Raw genomic sequence first — 21,097 nt, forward strand, 5'->3', positions numbered from 1 at the left:
TCGTTTTAGATGATTTCGAGGTCTGCGCGCAGCGCGCCCGCGGCCTTCATCGACTGAAGGATCGAGATGAGATCGGCCGGCGTCGCGCCGAGCGCATTGAGCGCCTTCACGACATCCGCGAGATTCGCGCCCGCCGACAGCATCTTGAGCGCGCCGCTGTCCTGCTTCAGCTGAATCGACGATTCCTTCGCCGCAACCGTCTGGCCGTTCGAGAACGCGTTCGGCTGGCTCACCGCCGTCTTCGTGTTGATGACGACCGACAGATTCCCGTGCGCGACCGCGCAGTTCTGCAGCGTGACCATCTGATTCATCACGATGGAACCCGTGCGCGCGTTCAGGATCACCTTCGCGGCGGCCTGCGCCGGACGCACGTCGATGTTCTGCAGCTGCGCCATGAACGACACCTGCTCGCTCGGCTCCTGCGGCGCGCGCAACTGGATCGTGCGGCCGTCGAGCGCGAGCGCGGTGCCCATGCCGAACTGATTGTTCACGGCCGCGACGATGCGCTGCGTCGTGTCGAAATCCATTTCGCGCAGTTCCATCTGCATGACGCCGCCCTGCTGCTGCAACGCCGACGGCACCGCGCGTTCGACGATCGCGCCCGCCGAGATGCGGCCGACCGCGAGCTGGTTCACCTGCACCTTGCTGCCGTTCGCGCTCGCGCCCGCGCCGCCGACGACGAGATTGCCCTGCGCCATCGCGTACACCTGGCCGTCGGCGCCTTTCAGCGGCGCCATCAGGAGCGTGCCGCCGCGCAGGCTCTTCGCGTTGCCGAGCGACGAAACCGTCACGTCGATCGCCTCGCCGGGACGCGCGAACGGCGGCAGCGTGGCCGTCACCATCACGGCGGCCACGTTCTTCAATTGCATGTTCGACGACGTCGACGGGTTCACCGTGATGCCGAGGTTGCCGAGCATGTTGGTGAGCGATTGCGTCGTGAACGGCGTCTGCATCGTCTGGTCGCCGGTGCCGTCGAGACCGACGACGAGACCGTAGCCGATCAGCGGATTGTCACGCACGCCCTGAAACTGCACGAGATCCTTGAGGCGCTCGGCGTGCGCCTGATGCGCCGAACCGATGGCGACGAGCGCGGCTGCGAGCGAGAAGGAAACGAAACGGAGAAACGGATTCATGATCAGAACGGCGCGACGTTGAGGAAGAAGCGCTGGAGCCAGCCCATGTTCTGCGCTTCGTCGATGTAACCCTTCGCCGAGTATTCGATCTTCGCGTCGGCGACCTGCGTGGAATAGACGGTGTTGCTGCCCGAGATGGTCGTCGGGTTGACGACGCCCGAGAAGCGCACGTACTCGTTGCCCTGGTTGATGAGCATCTGCTTTTCGCCGCTCACCTGCAGGTTGCCGTTGGGCAAAACGTCGGTGACGGTCACAGTCAGCGTGCCGCTGAACGTGTTGGCCGCGCTCGCGCCGCCCGTCGCGGTGAACTTGTTCGCGCCGGTGGCCGAAAGGTTCGTGTTGTTGAAGAGGCCGCCGAAGAGGCCCGGCGTGGTCGGCACGGCGAACGACGCGTTGCCGCCGCGGTTGGTGTTCGCCGCCGACGACTTCGTCGCGTTGACGTTTTCCGAGATCACGATGGTCAGGATGTCGCCCACGTTGCGCGGACGCTGGTCTTCGAACAGCGGCCGGCCCGCGTAGCCCGCGTTGTAGATCGCGCCGGGCGAACGCGTGCCGACGGGCGGCTGCGGCGGACGCGCGGTCATCGGCTGCTGGATGATCGGCTCTTTCGGCACGAGGCCGCACGCGGCCAGCGATGCGATGAGCGCGCCGATCGACGCGCGCGAAAGAATGTGAGTGAGCGACATCGTGATAACTCTTCTGAAGCGGATTCAGGCATCAGTGTGATGCCATCGCCGCGATTCCCATCCGTCGAATAGAGGGGATTAAACCTGCATTTGCGAAAGCGTCTGCAACATCTGGTCGGACGTGGTCACGGCCTTGCTGTTGATTTCGTACGCGCGCTGGGTCTGGATCATGTTGACCAGTTCCTGCACCACGTTGACGTTCGACGCTTCCACATAACCCTGTTGCAGCGAGCCCGCGCCGTTCAGTCCCGGCTGCGACACGTTCGGCGCGCCCGAGCTGCTCGTTTCCGAGAACAGGTTTTCGCCGCGCGCATCGAGGCCGGCCGGGTTGATGAAGGTCGCGAGCGTGACCTGGCCGACCGTCGTGCTGGTCGACGTGTTCGCGGTCGTCACCGACACCGTGCCGTCCGAACCGATGGTGATCCCCGTCGCGTTCTGCGGAATCGTGATCGCCGGATTCAGCTGATACCCGCTCGACGTGACGAGCTGGCCTTGCGAGTTCGTCTGGAACGAGCCGTCGCGGGTGTAGGCGGTCGAGCCGTCGGGCATCGTCACCTGGAAGAAGCCCTGGCCGTTGATCGCGACGTCCTTCGAATTGCCGGTCTGCTGCAGGTTGCCCTGCGTGTAGAGGCGCTCGGTCGCGACCTGTTGCACGCCGGTGCCGAGCTGCACGCCCGATGCGAGTTCGGTCTGCTGCGTCGAATTCGCGCCCGGCTGGCGCGTCGTCTGATACAGCAGATCCTCGAACACCGCGCGCGAGCCCTTGAAGCCGTTCGTGCTCACGTTGGCGAGGTTGTTCGAGATGGTGTCCATCTGCGCTTGCTGCGCATTCATGCCGGTCGCGGCGATGTAGAGAGAGCGATTCATCTTGTTTCGTATCCTGTGTAGCCGGCGTTTGCCGCGTGTTTGCAGCCTGTTTGCCGCTTAAGAGAAGTTGAGCAGCTTGTTGGCCGACTGTTCGTTCTGGTCCGCCGATTCCATCAGCTTCGTCTGCATCTGGAATTGCCGCGCGTTGGTGATCATCGAGACCATCGCGGCAACCGGATTCACGTTGCTGCCTTCGAGCGCGCCGCCGGCCACGACCACGTTCGGATCCGCGTCGGCGGGGTCGCCGCCGGCGGTGCGAAAGAGCCCGTCATCGCCGCGCGTGAGCGTCGCCGGATCGGGATTCACGAGCTTGAGCTGATCGACGACCGCGATCGCCGTCGGCGGGTCGCCGGGAATCAGCGCGGAGATCGTGCCGTCCTTGCCGATGGTGACTTCCGCGCCCGGCGGAATCGACAGCGGACCGCTGTTGCCCAGCACCGGCAGATTGTTCGCCGTGACGAGCTGGCCGTTCTGATCCACATGCAGATTGCCGGCGCGCGTGTAAGCCTCGCTGCCGTCGGCGGCCTGCACGGACAACCAGCCCTGTCCCTGAACGGCGACATCGAGCGGATTGCCCGTCTGCTGGATCGGGCCTGCCGAGTAGTCCGCGTTCGGCGTCGACGAAAGCACGAAAGTGCGCGTCGTGCCATCGGCGGACTGGTCTTCGAACGACATCGGCACCTGGCGGAACGCCGCGAGCTGCGCCTTGAAACCCGTGGTCGACGTGTTCGCGAGGTTGTTCGCCACGACGGCCTGCTGCTCGAGCGCCTGGCTCGCGCCGGTCATCGCGGTGTAGATCAGACGGTCCATGAATCGCTTTCCTTCTTCCTAATGCGTCAAATTCGCGTGCAGACGACGGTTACAGATTGATCAGCGTCTGATCGACGGTCTGCTGCGTCTTGATCGTCTGCGCGTTCGCCTGATAGTTGCGCTGCGCGGTGATCAGATTCACGAGCTCGCTCGTCAGGTCGACGTTGGAGTTCTCCACCGCGCCGCCCTGCAGCGTGCCGTGGTTGGTCGAGCCCGGCACGCCGACTTGCGGTGCGCCCGACGCCGAGGTCTGCGCGTAGACGTTGCCGCCGAGATCCTGCAGGCCGTTCTGGTTGTTGAAGTTGGCGATGGCGATCTGCCCGAGCGCCTTTGTTTGGCCGTTCGAGTAGTTGCCCGTCAGCGTGCCGTCGGTGCTGACCGTGAAGCCCGTCAGCTCGCCCGTGCTGTTGCCGTCCTGCGCGATGTTGGTCACGCCGTCTTTCGCGCCGTACTGCGTGGTGCCGTTGAGGTCGATCGTCAGCGCTTGCTGCGTCGCGCCGCCGTCCCCGCCGTTCGGAATCGAGAACGTGAACTTGCCGGTTGCCGCCGTCGCCGCGCCGCTCGAATCGGTCGTCGAGGTCAGCGTGCCCGACGAATTGAACGCCATCGTGCCGAGCGAAATCGGCGCGCTGACCGGGTCGCCGTAGGTCGCGTAGGCTTGCCACGTATTCGTCGTCGCGCTCTTCTGGAAGTACACGGACACTTTCTGCGTGCCGCCGAGCGAGTCGTATACATCGACGGACGTCGACTGGTTGAAGGTCGTCGAATCGGTCGGATCGAAGGCGCCGGTCGGCGCGGTGTCCTGCGAGTTCAGGTTGAACGCGGCCGTGATGTTCTTGGTCGCGGTCGGCGCGACGTTCGACGTCGGCACGGTCAGCGGCACGGTGCTCGCGCTGTTGACGACGCCGTCCGAGTTCGCGGCGTAACCCATCAGTTGCAGGCCCGCCGAGTTGACGATGCGGCCCTGGTTGTCGAGATGGAACACGCCGTTGCGCGAATACACGATCGAGCCGTTGTTCGACAACTGATAGAAACCGTTGCCGTTGATCGCGACATCGAGCGCCTGGTTGGTCGTCGTGATCGTGCCTTGCGAGAACTGCTGCTGCACTTCGGCGAGCTTCGTGCCGATGCCGATCTGGTTGTTCACGGCCGTGGCCATCGAATTCGCGTACATGTCGGCGAATTGCGCGGAGCCCTGCTTGAAGCCGACCGTGTTCGCGTTGGCGATGTTGTTGCCGATGACGTCGAGATCGCTCGATGCAGCGCCCAGACCGCTCAGTGCTTGTTGGTAACTCATTTGATGTTTCTCCGTAACGAGCCCGCGCCCGTCCTGAAATTGGATTTAGAGGATCGACGCGACGCCCGACAGCGCGACCGTGGAGCCGTTCGACAGCTTGAGGCCCGGCGCACCGCCGGACATCTGCACGACGCTTTGCACTTGCGAAGCCGACAGCGTCGTCGCGGTCGCCTGCTGGCCGTTGATCGTGCCTTGCGCGGTGATCGTGTACGTGCCGTCGGCGAGCGTGGCGCCCTTCGAATCGACCGGCGTCCAGCCCGTCACCGGCACGACGCCCGCGCCTTGCGCGCCGAGGTCGAGCGTGTTGACGATCTGGCCCGACGAGTTCTTCACGACGATCTGCAGGTCGCTCACGTCGTTGGCCAGTTGCACGCCGAAGCTCGACGACTTGCCGCTCGACACCGTCATGTTGTTGCCCGCGGCGAGCACGTTCGAGCCGATGAGCAGCGCCGCCTGCGTCTGCTGGCCGGCGGAAAGCTGCGTCGCGAGCGAGGACAGCGACGTGTTCAGCTGGCCGATGCCCGTCACCGTGTTGATCTGCGCGAGCTGCGAGGTCATCTGCGAGCTGTCGGCGGGATTCGTCGGATCCTGGTTCTTGAGCTGCGTCACGAGCAGCGTCAGGAATGTGTTCTGCAGATCCGACGCCGATTGCGCGCCGGTCGCCGAGGTCGACGACGTCGACGAGCTCGACGATGCGCCGTTCATGGTGTCGAGCAGCGTCTGCGACACCGTGGTGCCGTTGCTGCCGATGGTTGTGCTGGTCGTCACGTTGTGTTCCTTGAGTGTCTCTATCAGGTTCCGATGGTCAGGGTCTTGAGCATCAGTTGCTTGGCGGTGTTGAGCGTCTCGACGTTCGCCTGATAGGAACGCGACGCGGAAATCATGTTGACCATCTCCTGCACCGGATCGACGTTGGGCAGCGTCACATAGCCGTCCGCGTTCGCCGCCGGGTTGCTCGGGTCGTAGCTGGTCTTCATCGGGCTCGGATCGTCGACGACGCCCGTCACCTGCACGCCGCCGACCTGCTGGCCCGACGCGGTCTTCGCGCCGCCGAGCGGATCGACCGCGAACACGACCTGCTTGGCCTTGTACGGCTTGCCGTCGGGGCCGGTCGTGCTGTCCGCGTTCGCGAGGTTGGACGCGGTGACGTTCAGGCGCTGCGCCTGGGCTGACATCGCCGAGCCGGCGACGTTGAAGATGTTCATCAAGGAAGGCATGTGTTTCTCCTACTGCGCTCAACTGTTCGACGTAATCGCCGACAACATCGATTTGATTTGCGACGACAGCACCGTCATGCCCGCCTCGAAGTGCAGCGCGTTGTCCGCGAACTGCACGCGTTCCGAGTCGAGATCGACCGTGTTGCCGTCGAGCGACGGCTGGCTCGGCACGCGATAGGCGAGCTTGCCGTAGTCGTCGCTCGGGCCGCCCGACGCGGACAGCGTCGACGTGCCGCTCATGTGGCCCTTGGCCGTCGTCGCCATGCCGCCGCTCGTGCTGACGCGGACGGGTTGCGCCATCTTCAGCGTCGAGCCGTTCGATGCGCTGCCGCCCTGCTTGAGCGCGCCCGCGAGCGCGCTCGAAAAGTCGACGTCGCGCGCCTTGTAGCCGGGGGTGTCGGCGTTGGCGATATTCGACGACAGCAATTCCTGCCGATACGCGCGCACGTCGAGCGCCTCGCGGCCAAATGCGAATTCCTTGTCGAGTCTGTCAAGCATTGCGGTTTCTCCTGTCGGCAGCGCCGGGGCCTTTTTGCATGACACGCATCTTAGGAGCGGCGCGCAATAACTAATCCGACGAATAACCGGGAAACGGGGCCTCTATTCGACGCTTGCGTTATCCGGCCGATATCTAGAATTCGTCTCGTTGCCGATTGCGGGTCTTTTTCCCGCCGCAAACGGATTAATGCAGTCGCCGCATCGTTTGCGGCCCGATCGAATCAGGTACGGAGAAAGTCGATGAGCAGGTCCGCGAAACGTGCATCGAACCCTACGGCTCGCGCCGCAGCGACGTTCGCGCGCCGCACGCTGCGCGGTCTGGCCGGCGTGTCTCTATGGATGGGCGTGGCTGCGCTCGCACAGGCGCAGCAGGCCGACGGCCCGATCGTCATTCCGGGCAACGCCGAAACCAATCCGGCCGCCGCCGCCGACATGGCCCAAAAGCTGACGGCACGCGCCGCGACGCCCGTTGCCGCGGCGCCCGCGCCTGAAATGACGCGTCCGGGCCCGAGCGGCTATCGCGCCGCGACCAAAGCCGCCGACGCCGCGATGCGCAACGCCGCGCTCGAACTCGACGCCCGCGCCGACGCCGCCGACGATTCGATGAACAGCGCGATGAACAGCGCGATGAACGACGCGAGCGGCATGATCGTGATTCCCGGACCGGGCGAAGCGAAGCCTGCGCGCGCGGTTGCGGTTGCGGCGCCTGCGCTTCAGAAAGCGCCGGCCGCATCCGCTTCGCGCGAGGTGATGCCCGTCGTCGTGACGCGCGACAATGGCGTCGTCCGCGGCGCGAGCGTCAAACCCGTCGCGGCGAGCCCCGCGACGCCCGTCGCCGCCGCCGCTTCGCCGATGAAGCGCGTGAGCTTCAATCCGTCGGCGGCAGCAGCAACGCCGGCCGCAGCGGTAGCCGCCACCATGCAAGACGGCGAATCGATCCGCCTCACCGCGCTCAACTTTCTTCAGCAGCAGGCCGCCGGCTTGCCGGGCAAGGTCGACATCACCGTGACGCCGGTCTTTCCGCGCGGTCTCGCGGCGTGCTCGGCGCTCGATCCGTTCATGCCGACGGGCGCGCGCCTCTGGGGTCGACTGACGGTCGGCGTGCGCTGCGTCGGCGAGCGTCCGTGGACGCTTTACGTGCAGGCGCGCGTATCGATCAACGCCACTTACTACACCGCCGCGCGCGCAATCGCGCCGGGCGAAGTGCTGAGCAACGCCGATCTCGTCGCCCGCGACGGCGATCTCACCGTGATGCCGCAGGCCATCGTCACCGATCCGGCTCAGGCCGTCGGCGCAGTCGCACTGTCGCGCGTGCCGGCCGGCCTGCCGCTGCGGACCGACATGCTGCGCGCGTCGACGTCGGTGTCGATCGGCCAGACCGTGCACGTCGTCGCCGGCGGCTCCGGATTCTCGATTTCCGCCGACGGCACCGTGATGAACAACGCGGCGCCCGGCCAGCAAGTACGCGTCAAAACCGCCGGTGGCCAGATCATCACCGGCATCGTGAAGGACAGTCAGACGGTGGAAGTGGCCCTGTAAAACGGGATGTGTTCGGTCCCCCACACTTGTTTCATTTTGTTGCAAATGCGCTCGATGCCCGCCACATAAGGCTCAGAGCGCGATAGGCAGAGCGAACGGCAGTTGGCAGTCCGGCGTCAGGGTAAAGTTTTCAAGACCCGTCGCCGTTAAAGGACTCAACACGTTCGGGAATGGACATCGTGAAGATCGAATCGAATAGCAACACCAATCTGGCTGGCCTTCAAGACAATCTGCCGCGCGCGTCGCAAAACGACGCGAAAGGTGCCGCGGGCACCGTGCAGCAATCGCAAGCGGGCGCGAGCCCGGCGAAGAATTCGACGGTGAGTCTGTCGTCGGTTTCGAGCGACTTGCGCGCATCGAGCGGCTCGGACATCGACACGGCGAAAGTCGAGTCGATCAAGGCCGCAATCCGCGACGGCAGCCTGAAGATGGACACCAGCAAGATCGCCGACGGCATTTTGAGCACCGCTCGCGACCTGCTGCAAACGAGAACCCCGCCGACCGGCGGCTGAACGCTTCCGTAGCGCCTTGCGCGTGACGGCGAGCGTTGGCGACACCGGGCGGCTTTTCAAACCGCTTTTCGAGCGATGCAATGAGAGACGCCCTGCTTGCCACTGTCACCGAAGAAGTCGCCGCTGTTCTGGCCTTCGAATCCCTCCTCGAGGTCGAGGAAAAAGCGCTGATCGCCGCGCAGCCGCTTCCGGCGCTGCCGACGATCATCGAGAACAAGACCGCGCTCACCGAACGCATCTCCGCTCTCGAAAAGGCGCGCGACGAACAATTGAACGCGCTCGGTTTTCCCGGCGGCTTCGTCGGCATGGAAGCGGCCGCTGCGGGCGACAGCAAGATCGCCGAGCAATGGGCGCTGCTCACCGCCGCGGCCCGCCGCGCGAAACAGGGCAACAACAACAACGGCGTGCTGATCCGCACCCGCATGGAATACAACCGCAAGGCGCTCGCCGCGTTGCAGGTCGCTCCGTCGAAGGGCGGCTTCTACGGTCCGGACGGCCGCGTGCCCGGCGCCTGATCGCCTGTCATTGCCGTTTCTCGCCTCTCGAACGGCGCGCGCTTCTCGCGAGGCGCGCGCCGCTTTTGTTTCCCGCGCTTTCATCGGCCGAATAACCCCCTTTTCCCCGGCTTTATCCGCCGATGGCTGCTCGACGCCTTCCGCAATAATCGCTTTCATCAAAAAGCGGCTTCGTGCCGCTCGCATGTGAAACCGATGGAAGCGATGGAGTAAGGCCCGGTGGCAGAAGAAAGCGATCTCGAAAAAACCGAATCAGCGACTCCCAAGCGCCTGGAAAAGGCGCGGGAGGACGGTCAGGTTGCGCGTTCGCGCGAGCTCGCGTCGTTCGCGCTGCTGGCGGCGGGTTTTTTCGGCGTGTGGGCGTTGTCGGGGCCGATCAACCAGCATTTGCAGACGATTCTTCGCGGCGCGTTCACGTTCGATCACGCGACGGTGCTGGACACGCACCAGATGATGATCGGCGCGGCGAACGCGGGCCGGGAAGGTCTCTTCGCCGTTTTGCCCGTGCTGCTGCTGACCGGATTCGCCGCGCTCGTCGCGCCGATGGCTCTCGGCGGCTGGCTCATCACGACGAAACCGCTCGCGCCGAACTTCGGGCGTCTGAATCCGATCAGCGGTCTCGGCAAGATTTTCTCGATGCAAGGACCGGTGCAGCTCGGCATGTCGCTCTTGAAGACGGCGGTGGTCGGCGGCATGGCGGGCTGGGCGATGTGGAGCCGCAAGGCCGAAGTGCTCGGCCTTTTGACGAAGCCGCTCGATCTCGCGCTCGCCGACGCGATGCACATGATCTTCGTGTGCTGCGCGATGGCGATCGGCGGACTGTTTCTCGTCGCGGCCGTCGACGTGCCGTATCAGCTTTACTCGCACGCGAAGAAGCTGCGCATGAGCAAGGAAGAAGTGAAGCGCGAGCACAAGGAAAACGAAGGCGATCCGCACATCAAGGGCAAGATCCGCCAGCAGCAGCGCGCGGCCGCGCGTCGCCGGATGATGCAGGCGATTCCGACCGCCGATGTCATCGTCACGAACCCGACGCACTTCGCCGTCGCGCTGAAGTACGCCGACGGCGAGATGCGCGCGCCGAAGGTGGTCGCGAAGGGCGTGAATCTGGTCGCGGCACGCATCCGCGAACTGGGCCGCGAGCACAACGTGCCGCTGCTCGAAGCGCCGCCGCTCGCGCGTGCGCTGTATCACAACGTCGAGATCAACCGCGAGATTCCGGGCGCGTTGTACGGCGCGGTCGCGCAGGTGCTGGCGTGGGTCTACCAGCTCAAGCGCTACAAGGAAGATGGCGGCATCAAGCCGGACGAACCGTCCGATCTCGAGGTGCCGAAGGAACTGGACAAAGGCGGCGTTTCCGACGCCGACGCCGATCAGGAAGCTGCCGAAGCCCTGGCTGGCGACAACACTGACAATGGAGCCGCAGCATGAACGCGCGCGCTGGATTTTTCGCCAAACGGCCCGACGCGCTGGGCACGCAGAACCTTCGCGCCTTAGCCGGCCCGATCCTGATCTGCATGATCTTGGGCATGATGATTCTGCCCTTGCCGGCGTTCCTGCTGGATCTGTTGTTCACCTTCAACATCGCGCTGTCGGTGATGGTGCTGCTCGTCAGCATGTACACGCAAAAGCCGCTCGATTTCGCGGCGTTCCCGAGCGTGCTGCTGTTCTCGACGCTGCTGCGCCTGTCGCTGAACGTCGCGTCGACGCGTATCGTGCTGCTCGAGGGTCACACCGGCCCGGACGCGGCCGGTCAGGTGATCGAATCGTTCGGGCACTTTCTCGTCGGCGGGAATTTCGCGGTCGGTATCGTCGTGTTCGTGATTCTGATGATCATCAACTTCATGGTGATCACGAAGGGCGCGGGACGTATCGCCGAAGTCGGCGCGCGCTTCACGCTCGATGCGATGCCCGGCAAGCAGATGGCCATCGACGCCGATCTGAACGCCGGTCTCATCAACGAGGAAACGGCGAAGAAGCGCCGTCAGGCGGTCGCGCAGGAGGCCGAGTTCTACGGTTCGATGGACGGTGCGTCGAAGTTCGTGCGCGGCGACGCGATCGCGGGCTTGCTCATCATGGTCATCAACGTGGTGGGCGGGCTGATCGTCGGCATGCTCCAGCACGACATGGACTTCGGGCACGCGGCGACCAACTACACGCTGCTCACGATCGGCGACGGCCTCGTCGCGCAGATTCCGTCGCTCATTATCTCGACGGCGGCAGGCGTGATCGTGTCGCGCGTCGCGACCGAGGAAGACATCGGCACGCAACTGACCGGCCAGTTGTTCCAGAACCCGCGCGTCTTGATGATTACAGGCGTGATCATCGGCGTGATGGGCCTGATTCCGGGCATGCCGCACTTCGCGTTCATGCTGCTCGGCGGCGGCCTCATCTACGCCGCGCGCACGATGAACAAGCGCGCCGAAGCGAAGAAGAAAAGCGCCGTCACCGATGTCACGCCGCTCCAGGCGAGCGCGGCTGCGGCTTCCGCCGAAAATGCCGAGGCCAGTTGGGAGGACGTGTCGCTCATCGATCCGCTCGGGCTCGAGGTGGGTTATCGCCTGATTCCGCTCGTCGATCGCAACAGCGACGGCGAATTGCTCAAGCGGATCAAGGGCATCCGCAAGAAATTCGCGCAGGAAATCGGCTTTTTGCCGCCGGTCATCCACATTCGCGACAATCTCGAACTGCGGCCGAACGGTTATCGCATTGCGCTGAAGGGCGTGGAAGTGGGCGTCGGCGAGGCGTTTCCGGGTCAGTGGCTCGCGATCAATCCGGGACAGGTGTCGGCCGCGCTGCCGGGCGCGCAGACGCAGGATCCGGCGTTCGGTCTGCCGGCGGTGTGGATCGATACGAATCTGCGCGAACAGGCTCAGGTCTACGGCTACACGGTCGTCGATGCGAGCACGGTCGTCGCGACGCATTTGAATCACCTCGTCGTGACGCATGCTGCCGAATTGCTCGGCCGTCAGGAAGTGCAGGCGCTGCTGGAGCGCATCGGCAAGGACACGCCTTCGCTGACGGAAGATCTCGTGCCGAAGGTCATTTCGCTTACGACGCTGCAGAAGGTGTTGCAGAACCTGCTGGACGAAAGCGTGCCGATCCGCGACATGCGTACGATTCTCGACGCGTTGCAGGAACACGCGCCGCGTGTTTCGGATGCACACGATCTCACGGCGGCGGTACGTCTCGCGCTGGGCCGCGCGATCACGCAGCAGTGGTATCCGGGCAACGACGATCTGCAGGTGATGGGCCTCGATCCGACGCTGGAGCGCGTGCTGTCGCAGGCATTGTCGACGGGTCCGAATCCGGGACTGGAACCGGGACTCGCGCAGACGCTGATGAACTCGACGCAAAACGCGATCATGCGTCAGCAGAACCTGGGCTTGCCGCCGGTGCTGCTCGTGCAGCATTCGCTGCGCGCGATGCTGGCGCGGTTCCTGCGCCGGAGCTTGCCGCAGTTGAAGGTGATCTCGTATGCCGAAGTGCCGGATACGAGGAATGTGAAGGTGGTGAATTTGATTGGGGCGTGATGTTCCGCTTCAATGAAGGACCGAACCGATCAGACTTCGAAGGTTTCGCGCATCGAAGACGACGGTCTTCCAGGTGTAGTAGTTGGCGCGTTCGAACTGTGCCTTGCCGACGGCTAACTGACTCTCGGCGATCGCCAGTATGAGATCGTGATGCCTGCCGCTCGGCAAAATAGGACGATGAGCGCCGAGCGATCATCTGTGACGCGCGGATCGAAAATTCGAGATGACTTGAGGTTAAGCTCCGGCGCGCCCGGCAGCAAGCGATTCCGATAATCGATGGTCGTTTCGCAGGGCATCTTGCAATGCACGCCTTTATGGCTCGGATGATAGTGAAACTCCAACAGCGGATACAAATCGCCTTGAGGCAAAGTCCAGAGCAGGTGTCCGTAGAACGATCGATCCATTAGCTCTTCGCCATCGCGCCACATGAACAGCACGCAGTGCGCATCCGAAACGGGAATCAGATCGGTGGCCTGGACACGCGGACGCGCCATTCTGCTGAATGGCTTCGCCCACTTGCTCTTGTTCATCTGCCTGAACTTGGGCGACGCAGTCAGCGTCTTGAACGCCTGCTTGTGGGCAAGCAATTGATCGGATTCCAATGCTGCTCTCTCGGTCTGCAATCGGCAAAATCTGTCTTGGATTCCGCTGATGCTAACCGCGTCCGCACCGCAAATTTATCTCGTACAACGAATGTTTCAGTCATCGATAAAGCGGCTTGTCCGCAGGCAACCCCTAGCGCTCAACACTCCACGATATTCACCGCCAATCCGCCGCGCGAAGTCTCTTTATATTTGGTCTTCATATCCGCGCCCGTCTCCCTCATGGTCTTGATTACCGAATCGAGCGAAACGTAGTGCGATCCGTCCCCGCGCATCGCCATGCGCGCCGCGTTGACCGCCTTGACCGAACCCATCGCGTTACGCTCGATGCACGGAATCTGCACCATTCCGCCGACCGGATCGCACGTCAGCCCGAGGTTATGCTCCATGCCGATTTCCGCCGCATTCTCGACTTGCGCCGGCGTGCCGCCGAGCACCGCGGCCAGCGCGCCCGCCGCCATCGAACACGCGACGCCGACTTCGCCCTGACATCCGACTTCCGCGCCGGAAATCGACGCATTCATCTTGTACAGAATGCCGATGGCCGCAGCCGTCAGCAAAAAATCGATCACGCCTTGCGTATTCGATCCCGGCACGAAGCGATCGTAGTAATGCAACACCGCCGGAATGATGCCCGCCGCGCCGTTGGTCGGCGCCGTCACGACGCGTCCGCCGATCGCGTTCTCCTCGTTCACGGCAATCGCGTAGAGATTGATCCAGTCGATCATCGACAACGGATCGCGCAACGCCTGCTCGGGCTTTTCAGCCAGCGCGCGATAAAGCTGCGGCGCGCGCCGCTTCACCTGAAACGGCCCCGGCAGATGCCCTTCCGCTTCCGGATTGGCGATGCCGCACCCGCGCGCGACGCAATCCTGCATCACGTCCCAGATGCGCAGCAGCCCGCTGCGAATCTCGTCTTCCGAACGCCACACGCGCTCGTTTTCCCACATCAGTTGCGCGATCGATTTGCCCGAGTCCGCGCACATCTTCATCAGCTCGTCGCCGGTCTGGAACGGATACGGCAACTGCTCGTGCGCCGTCAGCACCGCCGTGTTCGCCGCGCCCGCCGTCACGACGAATCCGCCGCCAACAGACAGATACGTCGCCGCGCGCAGCAACGCGCCGTTCGCATCGAACGCGTAGAGCTTCATGCCGTTCGGATGCTCCGGCAGCGCCTGCCGGTAGAACGCGATGTTCTCCTTGATCGTGAACGGAATCTTGCGCGCGCCGAGCAGCGCGAGCGTTTTCGATGTCCGCACTTGCTCCAGGCGCGGCACGATGCTCGAAGCATCGACGGTATCGGGCGCGTCGCCCATCAGGCCGAGCATCACGCCGCGATCGGTGCCGTGGCCCTTGCCCGTCGCGCCGAGGGAGCCGTACAGCTCGCATTTCACCGATGCCGTCGACTCCAGCAGTTCGTCGCGCTCGAGCCCCTGCGCGAACATCAACGCGGCGCGCATCGGTCCGACGGTGTGCGAGCTCGAAGGTCCGATGCCGATCTTGAAGAGGTCGAATACGCTGACTGCCATGACATCACCTGACTGAAAGAATTAACGCGCCGGCAGCGGCAGACACACCGCGAGCCACGCGGGCGGCGCGGGCGCGAGCCGCAGCGCCACCGGCGCGTAGCGGCCGTCGAGACGCGCCGCGAGATGAAAGAGTTCCGCCGCGTTCCTCGGATCCCACTGACCCGAGTAACCCGGCAATCCTGCTTCGCGCCGCTTGGCGTCGAAAGGCACGGACGACTTCACGAATTCGTCGTGCGTCTTCGTGCCGAGCGCATACGGCGTGAGCCAGTTGAGCGCCACGGCCAGCGTCGCACCCGACTGCGCGCGCTCCGGCAGCCAGTTGCGGTTGTGCCTGCGCGCAGCGAGCGCCGCCGTCACGAGCGGCTGAAGATCGTAGGTGACGTAGCGCAGCGCATCGCGTTCGGCGAAATCGACCGTGGATCCGTCCGGCGCGATGTTGTCGCCGATATGTTCGATAAAAAGCCGCTGCGCCGCGTTGATGAGCTTGCGGTCGTCGATGGTGAACGCGCCCATCGCCACCAGCTTCACGCGATGGCTCTGCCAGTTGTTGCGATAGCTGCCGGTCAGCGGGCGCGGCTGCTTGTCCATATCGTCGATATAACCGCTCACCATCTTCGTGATGAACGCGTTCGCCGCGTTGCGCGTCTTGACCGGCAGCGCGCTCGCCGTGAGGTCGTACGCGAGAATCAGCGATTCGAAATTCGTTTCGTCGATCGGATTGAAGCTCGGCTGATACGTGGTCGTCCACGCGAACAGGAAGCGGTCGACGAGACGCAGGTAACGTTCGTCGCCGGTCGCGCGCCACGCGAGCGCGGCGTCGCGCATCAGGCCGAGGTCTTTCTCCGCTTCGACGCTTTCGTCGTAGATGCCTTCGTGCGGCAGCGTGCCTTCCGTATGCAGCTTCGCGCGCGGCTTCGGCTGATCGTTCACGCGCGACTGCACCATTTTCACGAGGGCCTTCACACCGGGATCGGCGTTGGTGCGCTCGCTCGTCTGCATCGCGGGCGCGGCGCAGAAATTCATCGCGGCGTGCGCGGACGATGCGGCAAGCGACATCACCCCGAGCATCGCCAGCGCCGCGCACGCGCGGTTCGTCCCTTTCACCTCTCGCACCTTGAGCGCCATGTGAACTCCCTGTTTTGGCTTTTGGTCCGGGGTGAGATGTTAGCCGTTCTGGAACGCGCCGCAAAACCGCCCGACGAAGCTTTACGCTTTCGGGCGGCGCTCTCTCAGGTTCGTGCGCGTAGCCTTACTCGTCCGCGTATTCCGATACCGGCACGCACGAGCACATCAGATTGCGGTCGCCATAAGCGTTGTCCGCACGGCCGACCGGCGACCAGTACTTGCGCGCGATCAGCGACTTCAGCGGATACGAGGCCGCTTCGCGCGTGTACTTGTGCTCCCACGCATCCGATGCGACGACCGCCGCCGTGTGCGGCGCGTTCTTCAGCACGTTGTCCTCGCGATCGGCGCGGCCTTCTTCGACCGCGCGGATTTCCTCGCGGATCGCGATCATCGCGTCGATGAAGCGGTCGAGCTCCTCCTTCGATTCCGATTCCGTCGGCTCGACCATCAGCGTGCCCGGAACCGGGAAGCTCATCGTCGGCGCGTGGAAGCCGTAGTCGATCAGGCGCTTCGCGACGTCTTCCACCGAGATGCCGCTCGATTCCTTGATCGGACGCACATCGAGAATGCATTCGTGCGCGACCAGTCCGCCCGCGCCGCTGTACAGCACCGGATAGTGCGGCGCGAGACGCTTCGCGACATAGTTCGCCGCGAGAATCGCGCTTTCGGTGGCGGCGGTGAGGCCGCTCGCGCCCATCATCGCGATGTACATCCACGAGATCGGCAGGATCGCGGCCGAGCCGTACGGCGCCGACGACACCGCGCCGATGCCTGCTTCATCGCGCTTGTAGCCCGTGGACGTCTGATTCGGCAGGAACTTCGCCAGATGCGCGCCGACCGCGACCGGACCGACGCCCGGTCCGCCGCCGCCGTGCGGAATGCAGAACGTCTTGTGCAGATTCAAGTGCGATACGTCGCCGCCGAACTGGCCGGGCGCGCAGAGACCGACCATCGCGTTCATGTTCGCGCCGTCGACATACACCTGGCCGCCGTGCGCGTGCACGATGTCGCAGATTTCGCGGACGTTGCGCTCGAACACGCCGTGCGTCGACGGATACGTGATCATGATCGCCGCGAGATTCGCCGAATGCTTTTCGGCCTTCGCCTTCAGATCGTCGATATCGACGTTGCCGTTCGCATCGCACGCGACGACGACGACCTGCATGCCCGCCATCTGCGCCGACGCCGGATTCGTGCCGTGCGCGGACGCCGGAATCAGACACACGTTGCGATGCCCTTCGCCGCGCGACTCGTGATACGCGTGAATGATGAGCAAGCCCGCGTACTCGCCTTGCGAACCGGCGTTCGGCTGCAACGACACCGCCGCGTAACCCGTGCACGCGACGAGCATCTGTTCGAGCTGATCGATCATCGTTCGATAGCCGACCGTCTGCTCGGCGGGCGCGAACGGATGAATCGCCGCGAACTCGGGCCACGTGACCGGCAGCATTTCCGAGGTCGCGTTGAGCTTCATCGTGCAGGAACCGAGCGGGATCATCGTGCGGTCGAGCGCGAGGTCTTTATCCGCGAGACTGCGCAGATAGCGCAGCATTTCGTGCTCGGAGTGGTGGCGATTGAAAACCGGATGCGCCAGATACTCGCTCGTGCGATGCAGTGCCTGCGGCAGCGAATCCGTCACCGATTGATCGAGCGCGTCGATATCGAACGTTTCGGTCTTGCCCGCGACCTCCGCAAAGAGCGCGAAGAGCTTCTGCAAGTCGTCGCGCGTGGTGGTTTCATCGAGCGAAACGCCGACCTGGCTCGCGCTCACATGACGCAGATTGATGTGCGCGGCGTACGCGGCCTGATGCAGCGCGGTCGTGCTCGCGCCGCTTTCGATCGTGACGGTATCGAAGAACGTGTCGTTCGCGATCGTGTAGCCGAGCTTCTTTACGCCCGCCGCAAAGATCGACGCCACGCGATTCACGCGCAGCGCGATCGTCTTGAGACCGCGCGGGCCGTGATAGACCGCGTACATGCTCGCCATGATCGCGAGCAGCGCCTGCGCCGTGCAGACATTCGACGTCGCCTTCTCGCGACGGATGTGCTGCTCGCGCGTCTGGAGCGCGAGACGCAGCGCCGGATTGCCCTGCGCATCGACGGTCACGCCAACGAGACGGCCCGGCATCTGGCGCTTGAATTCATCGCGCACGGCCATGTATGCCGCGTGCGGCCCGCCGAAGCCGACCGGCACGCCGAAACGCTGCGTATTGCCGATCGCGACATCCGCGCCCCATTCGCCCGGCGGCGTGATGAGCGTCAGCGCGAGCAGATCCGCCGCGGCGACGACATGGCCGCCCGCCGCGTGGATCGCTTCGGCGAGCGCGCGATAGTCGCGCACATCGCCGTTCGCGCCCGGATATTGCAGCAGCACGCCGAATGCATTCGCGCTGGCGGCATCGGCGGCGGGACCGACTTTCACGTCGATGCCCGCCGGCTTCGCGCGCGTCTTCACGACTTCGATCGTCTGCGGCAGCACGTCGTCGGCAACGTAGAACACGTTCGACTTCGGCTTGCCGATGCGTTGCAGCAGCGTCATCGCTTCGGCGGCGGCGGTGGATTCGTCGAGCAGCGAGGCGTTGGCCATCGCGAGGCCAGTCAGGTCCATGACCATCTGCTGGAAATTGAGCAGCGCTTCGAGGCGCCCTTGCGAAATTTCCGGCTGATAGGGCGTGTATGCCGTGTACCACGCCGGATTTTCGAGCACGTTGCGCAGGATCACCGCCGGCGTGTGCGTGCCGTAGTAACCCTGGCCGATGTAAGTCCGGAACACCAGATTCTCGTCCGCCAGCTTGCGCAGATACGCGAGCGCTTCCGCCTCGCTTTTCGGCTGCGTGAACGCGCCGAGCGGCAGCGTGTCCTTGCGGCGGATCGATTCAGGAATCACCGCGTCGATGAACGCCGCGCGCGACGCGAAACCGAGCGCGTCGAGCATCGCGCGCTGGTCGGCATCATCGGGGCCGATGTGCCGCTCGGCGAATGCGTCGTGGCATTCGAGCGCGGCGAGTGACAGGGATGTGCGGTTCATCAGGCGATCCGGGTGTTCGAGCTTCATGTGAATTCCTGCGACGCGGCTCGCTCTTGGTCTGCGCGAGCCGCCATCGTCATTGAGATGGGTTATTCGCCGATCGACTTGCCGTAGCCTTCGGCGTCGAGCAGCTTGTCGAGCGTGGCGTCGCCGGCCGGCTTGATCTTGAAGAGCCAGCTTTCGTACGGCGCGCCGTTGACCTGATCGGGCGCCGAAGTCAGCGCGTCGTTCGATGCGACGATCTCGCCCGACACCGGCGCGTAAATATCGGAAGCGGCCTTCACCGATTCGATCACCGCGATCGCGTCGCCCGCCGCAACGGTCTTGCCCGCCGCGGGCAGTTCGACGAACACGATGTCACCGAGCGCTTCCTGCGCGTGATCGGTGATGCCGACGGTCAGCGTGCCATCGGATTCGGTGCGGACCCATTCGTGCGATTCGGTGTATTTCAGATCGGCCGGGATGCTCATTGGATGCTCCTTGCGTGGTTCTTTCGTGAGGTTCTTGATCGGAGGAAACGGGCGCGACGGCTTCAGGAAAGCTCAACCAGAACCTTGCCGTTGCGCACGAACGGAAGTTTTACCACGCGCGCCGGCAGTTGCTTGTCGCGGATGACGACCTGCACCGTGTCGCCGACGGCAACACCCGTGGGCACGCGCGCGAACGCGATCGACTCCTGCATCGACGGCGAAAACGTGCCGCTCGTGATTTCGCCGTCGCCGCGTTCCGTGACGACTTTCTGATGCGCGCGCAGCACGCCGCCCGCCTTGCCGTTTTCCTTGATGAGCACGAGCCCGACGAAGTTCGCCTTCGAGCCGTGCGCTTCGAGCGCGCTGCGGCCGACGAAATCGCGCGGCGTCTTCAGATCGACGGTCCACGCGAGGCCGGCGTCGAGGGGCGAGACGTTCTCGTCCATGTCCTGGCCGTAGAGGTTCATGCCGGCTTCGAGGCGCAGCGTGTCGCGCGCGCCGAGGCCGGCGGGCTTCACGCCTGCGTCGCGCAAAGCGTTCCAGAGCGCTTCCACATGCGTCGCCGGCACGACGATCTCGAAACCGTCCTCGCCGGTGTAGCCGGTGCGCGCGAGCATCAGTTCGCCGAATTGCGTCGACGGGAAAACGACCGCGTTGAACGGCTTGGTGTCCTGCGTCTGCGCGCGCGTGTCCGGCAGCACTTGCCAGGCTTTTTCGCGCGCGTTCGGACCTTGCACGGCGATGATCGCGAGGTCGCGACGCGGCGTGATGGAAAGGTTGAATTCGCCTTCGGCATTCAATTGACCGAACCAGGCGATGTCCTTCTCCGCCGTGCCCGCATTCACGACGACGCTAAAACTCGTTTCGGAGAAGTAGTAGACGATCAGATCGTCGATGACGCCGCCGTCGCCATTGAGCAGGCAGGAATAGAGCGCTTTTCCGGGCGTCGTCAGCTTGTCGACGTTATTGGCGATCGCGTACTTGAAGAATTCGCGGACGGCCTCGCCTTCGAAATCGACGACGCGCATGTGCGAGACGTCGAACATGCCGGCGTCGGTACGCACCGCGCGGTGCTCGTCGATCTGCGAACCGTAGTTGACGGGCATGTCCCAGCCGCCGAAATCGACCATGCGCGCGTTGAGCGCGAGGTGAGCGGCGTGCAGCGGCGTGTGTTGAAGAGAAGTCATCGGGGCCTCGGTTCGCGAAACAAAAAAGGCCACGCAGCGCACTATTCGCCTGCCGGATGCGCCTTTCGTGCTGCGGGAAGCAGCGCGCAAGGCCCATGCCGCGAGCGGTTGCGATGCGTGACCCCTCTGTCCTCGGTACCTGAGAGATTGCGCGAACCGTGCACGGCTGTGCCGCGGTCCATCGCGCGCCCCTTCGGTGGGCAACTGGCTCAATGACGAAGCCGCTGCCGCTCTCCAGAGTGCGAGGAAACTCGTTCCTCGACGCGGTCGGTCCTTTTGCCTGAGAGTTTGCGGGTATGCCCCTTCGGCGGCGCGGTCTTTCTCGTTGCGATGAAAGGCCACGCGCTCTCCCGACGCGTGCGGCAGAATTTACGCGACCGAATTGGGGTTGTCAAACGGATTCGGACTTGCGCGATTGCGCTTTTCCGCAGATTCGAAACCGATGCAAACGCGCGAGCGTGTATCGACAAATCCGTCGTAGTTTGTTTCAGAAGCAGCGCTTTTTCGCAATGAAATCACGCGTACACTGTTCGGATCGCGTTGATTCCTCTT

19 protein-coding genes and 2 riboswitches are annotated in these 21,097 nt (G+C 64.1%); of the genes, 5 read left to right on the forward strand and 14 right to left on the reverse strand.

Features of this window, described 5'->3' with window-relative positions:
• Positions 1 to 5: 5 nt before the first annotated feature.
• From QCE58_RS00590 to flgB, 8 genes are all read right to left on the reverse strand, one after another.
• Positions 6 to 1,133 carry a flagellar basal body P-ring protein FlgI gene (locus QCE58_RS00590; protein ID WP_008352546.1) on the reverse strand — a complete coding sequence of 376 codons (1,128 nt, stop codon included), beginning with the start codon at positions 1,131 to 1,133 and terminating at the stop codon, positions 6 to 8.
• Positions 1,134 to 1,135: 2 nt separating this feature from the next.
• Positions 1,136 to 1,819: a flagellar basal body L-ring protein FlgH gene (locus tag QCE58_RS00595; RefSeq protein WP_008352545.1), complete on the reverse strand. Its 684-nt coding sequence runs from the start codon at positions 1,817 to 1,819 to the stop codon at positions 1,136 to 1,138.
• Between the two features lie 78 nt (positions 1,820 to 1,897).
• Positions 1,898 to 2,686: a flagellar basal-body rod protein FlgG gene (gene flgG / locus QCE58_RS00600; RefSeq protein ID WP_008352544.1), complete on the reverse strand. Its 789-nt coding sequence runs from the start codon at positions 2,684 to 2,686 to the stop codon at positions 1,898 to 1,900.
• Between the two features lie 57 nt (positions 2,687 to 2,743).
• Positions 2,744 to 3,496, reverse strand: a complete 753-nt coding sequence (flgF, locus tag QCE58_RS00605; protein ID WP_008352543.1) for a flagellar basal-body rod protein FlgF — start codon at positions 3,494 to 3,496, stop codon at positions 2,744 to 2,746.
• Positions 3,497 to 3,545: 49 nt separating this feature from the next.
• On the reverse strand, positions 3,546 to 4,793 hold the full coding sequence (flgE, locus tag QCE58_RS00610; protein WP_008352542.1) for a flagellar hook protein FlgE: 1,248 nt from the start codon (positions 4,791 to 4,793) through the stop codon (positions 3,546 to 3,548).
• Between the two features lie 45 nt (positions 4,794 to 4,838).
• Complete coding sequence (locus QCE58_RS00615; RefSeq protein WP_008352541.1) at positions 4,839 to 5,561, reverse strand: flagellar hook assembly protein FlgD; 723 nt, start codon at positions 5,559 to 5,561, stop codon at positions 4,839 to 4,841.
• Positions 5,562 to 5,584: 23 nt separating this feature from the next.
• Positions 5,585 to 6,010 (reverse strand): flagellar basal body rod protein FlgC, encoded by a 426-nt coding sequence (gene flgC / locus QCE58_RS00620; protein WP_008352540.1) that lies wholly within the window; start codon positions 6,008 to 6,010, stop codon positions 5,585 to 5,587.
• An 18-nt stretch (positions 6,011 to 6,028) separates the two neighbouring features.
• The gene (flgB, locus tag QCE58_RS00625; protein ID WP_008352539.1) at positions 6,029 to 6,508 is read right to left on the reverse strand and encodes a flagellar basal body rod protein FlgB; all 480 of its coding nucleotides are present in this window, start codon (positions 6,506 to 6,508) and stop codon (positions 6,029 to 6,031) included.
• A 240-nt stretch (positions 6,509 to 6,748) separates the two neighbouring features.
• On the opposite strand from flgB, the gene flgA reads away from it, so the two are divergent.
• From flgA to flhA, 5 genes are all read left to right on the forward strand, one after another.
• The gene (flgA, locus tag QCE58_RS00630; RefSeq protein ID WP_250520848.1) at positions 6,749 to 8,047 is read left to right on the forward strand and encodes a flagellar basal body P-ring formation chaperone FlgA; all 1,299 of its coding nucleotides are present in this window, start codon (positions 6,749 to 6,751) and stop codon (positions 8,045 to 8,047) included.
• A gap of 170 nt (positions 8,048 to 8,217) precedes the next feature.
• Positions 8,218 to 8,559, forward strand: a complete 342-nt coding sequence (gene flgM, locus QCE58_RS00635; RefSeq protein WP_008352536.1) for a flagellar biosynthesis anti-sigma factor FlgM — start codon at positions 8,218 to 8,220, stop codon at positions 8,557 to 8,559.
• Between the two features lie 80 nt (positions 8,560 to 8,639).
• Positions 8,640 to 9,074: a flagella synthesis protein FlgN gene (locus tag QCE58_RS00640; RefSeq protein WP_008352534.1), complete on the forward strand. Its 435-nt coding sequence runs from the start codon at positions 8,640 to 8,642 to the stop codon at positions 9,072 to 9,074.
• Between the two features lie 219 nt (positions 9,075 to 9,293).
• Positions 9,294 to 10,502, forward strand: coding sequence for a flagellar biosynthesis protein FlhB (gene flhB, locus QCE58_RS00645; protein WP_008352533.1), 1,209 nt, complete (start codon positions 9,294 to 9,296; stop codon positions 10,500 to 10,502).
• Positions 10,499 to 12,604: a flagellar biosynthesis protein FlhA gene (gene flhA / locus QCE58_RS00650; RefSeq protein WP_008352531.1), complete on the forward strand. Its 2,106-nt coding sequence runs from the start codon at positions 10,499 to 10,501 to the stop codon at positions 12,602 to 12,604. The genes flhB and flhA overlap by 4 nt, the downstream gene beginning before the upstream one ends.
• A 113-nt stretch (positions 12,605 to 12,717) precedes the next feature.
• Here flhA and QCE58_RS00655 read toward each other — a convergent pair whose 3' ends face one another.
• The 6 genes from QCE58_RS00655 to gcvT all read right to left on the reverse strand — a co-directional run bounded on the left by QCE58_RS00655 (position 12,718) and on the right by gcvT (position 20,545).
• Positions 12,718 to 13,206, reverse strand: a complete 489-nt coding sequence (locus QCE58_RS00655) for a hypothetical protein (protein ID WP_250520849.1) — start codon at positions 13,204 to 13,206, stop codon at positions 12,718 to 12,720.
• A 140-nt stretch (positions 13,207 to 13,346) separates the two neighbouring features.
• Positions 13,347 to 14,735, reverse strand: a complete 1,389-nt coding sequence (locus tag QCE58_RS00660; protein ID WP_250520850.1) for an L-serine ammonia-lyase — start codon at positions 14,733 to 14,735, stop codon at positions 13,347 to 13,349.
• A 21-nt stretch (positions 14,736 to 14,756) separates the two neighbouring features.
• On the reverse strand, positions 14,757 to 15,860 hold the full coding sequence (locus tag QCE58_RS00665; protein WP_008352523.1) for an alginate lyase family protein: 1,104 nt from the start codon (positions 15,858 to 15,860) through the stop codon (positions 14,757 to 14,759).
• A 124-nt stretch (positions 15,861 to 15,984) separates the two neighbouring features.
• The gene (gene gcvP, locus QCE58_RS00670) at positions 15,985 to 18,915 is read right to left on the reverse strand and encodes an aminomethyl-transferring glycine dehydrogenase (RefSeq protein WP_250520851.1); all 2,931 of its coding nucleotides are present in this window, start codon (positions 18,913 to 18,915) and stop codon (positions 15,985 to 15,987) included.
• Between the two features lie 62 nt (positions 18,916 to 18,977).
• Positions 18,978 to 19,358 carry a glycine cleavage system protein GcvH gene (gcvH, locus tag QCE58_RS00675; RefSeq protein WP_008352521.1) on the reverse strand — a complete coding sequence of 127 codons (381 nt, stop codon included), beginning with the start codon at positions 19,356 to 19,358 and terminating at the stop codon, positions 18,978 to 18,980.
• 62 nt (positions 19,359 to 19,420) lie between these two features.
• Positions 19,421 to 20,545, reverse strand: coding sequence for a glycine cleavage system aminomethyltransferase GcvT (gcvT, locus tag QCE58_RS00680; RefSeq protein WP_250520852.1), 1,125 nt, complete (start codon positions 20,543 to 20,545; stop codon positions 19,421 to 19,423).
• Positions 20,546 to 20,661: 116 nt separating this feature from the next.
• A riboswitch (glycine riboswitch) is annotated at positions 20,662 to 20,793 on the reverse strand.
• A gap of 9 nt (positions 20,794 to 20,802) precedes the next feature.
• Positions 20,803 to 20,908, reverse strand: a riboswitch (glycine riboswitch).
• Positions 20,909 to 21,097 lie beyond the last annotated feature (189 nt).

It is taken from the genome of Caballeronia sp. LZ028, assembly GCF_031451415.1.
Taxonomy (GTDB): Bacteria; Pseudomonadota; Gammaproteobacteria; order Burkholderiales; family Burkholderiaceae; genus Caballeronia; species Caballeronia zhejiangensis.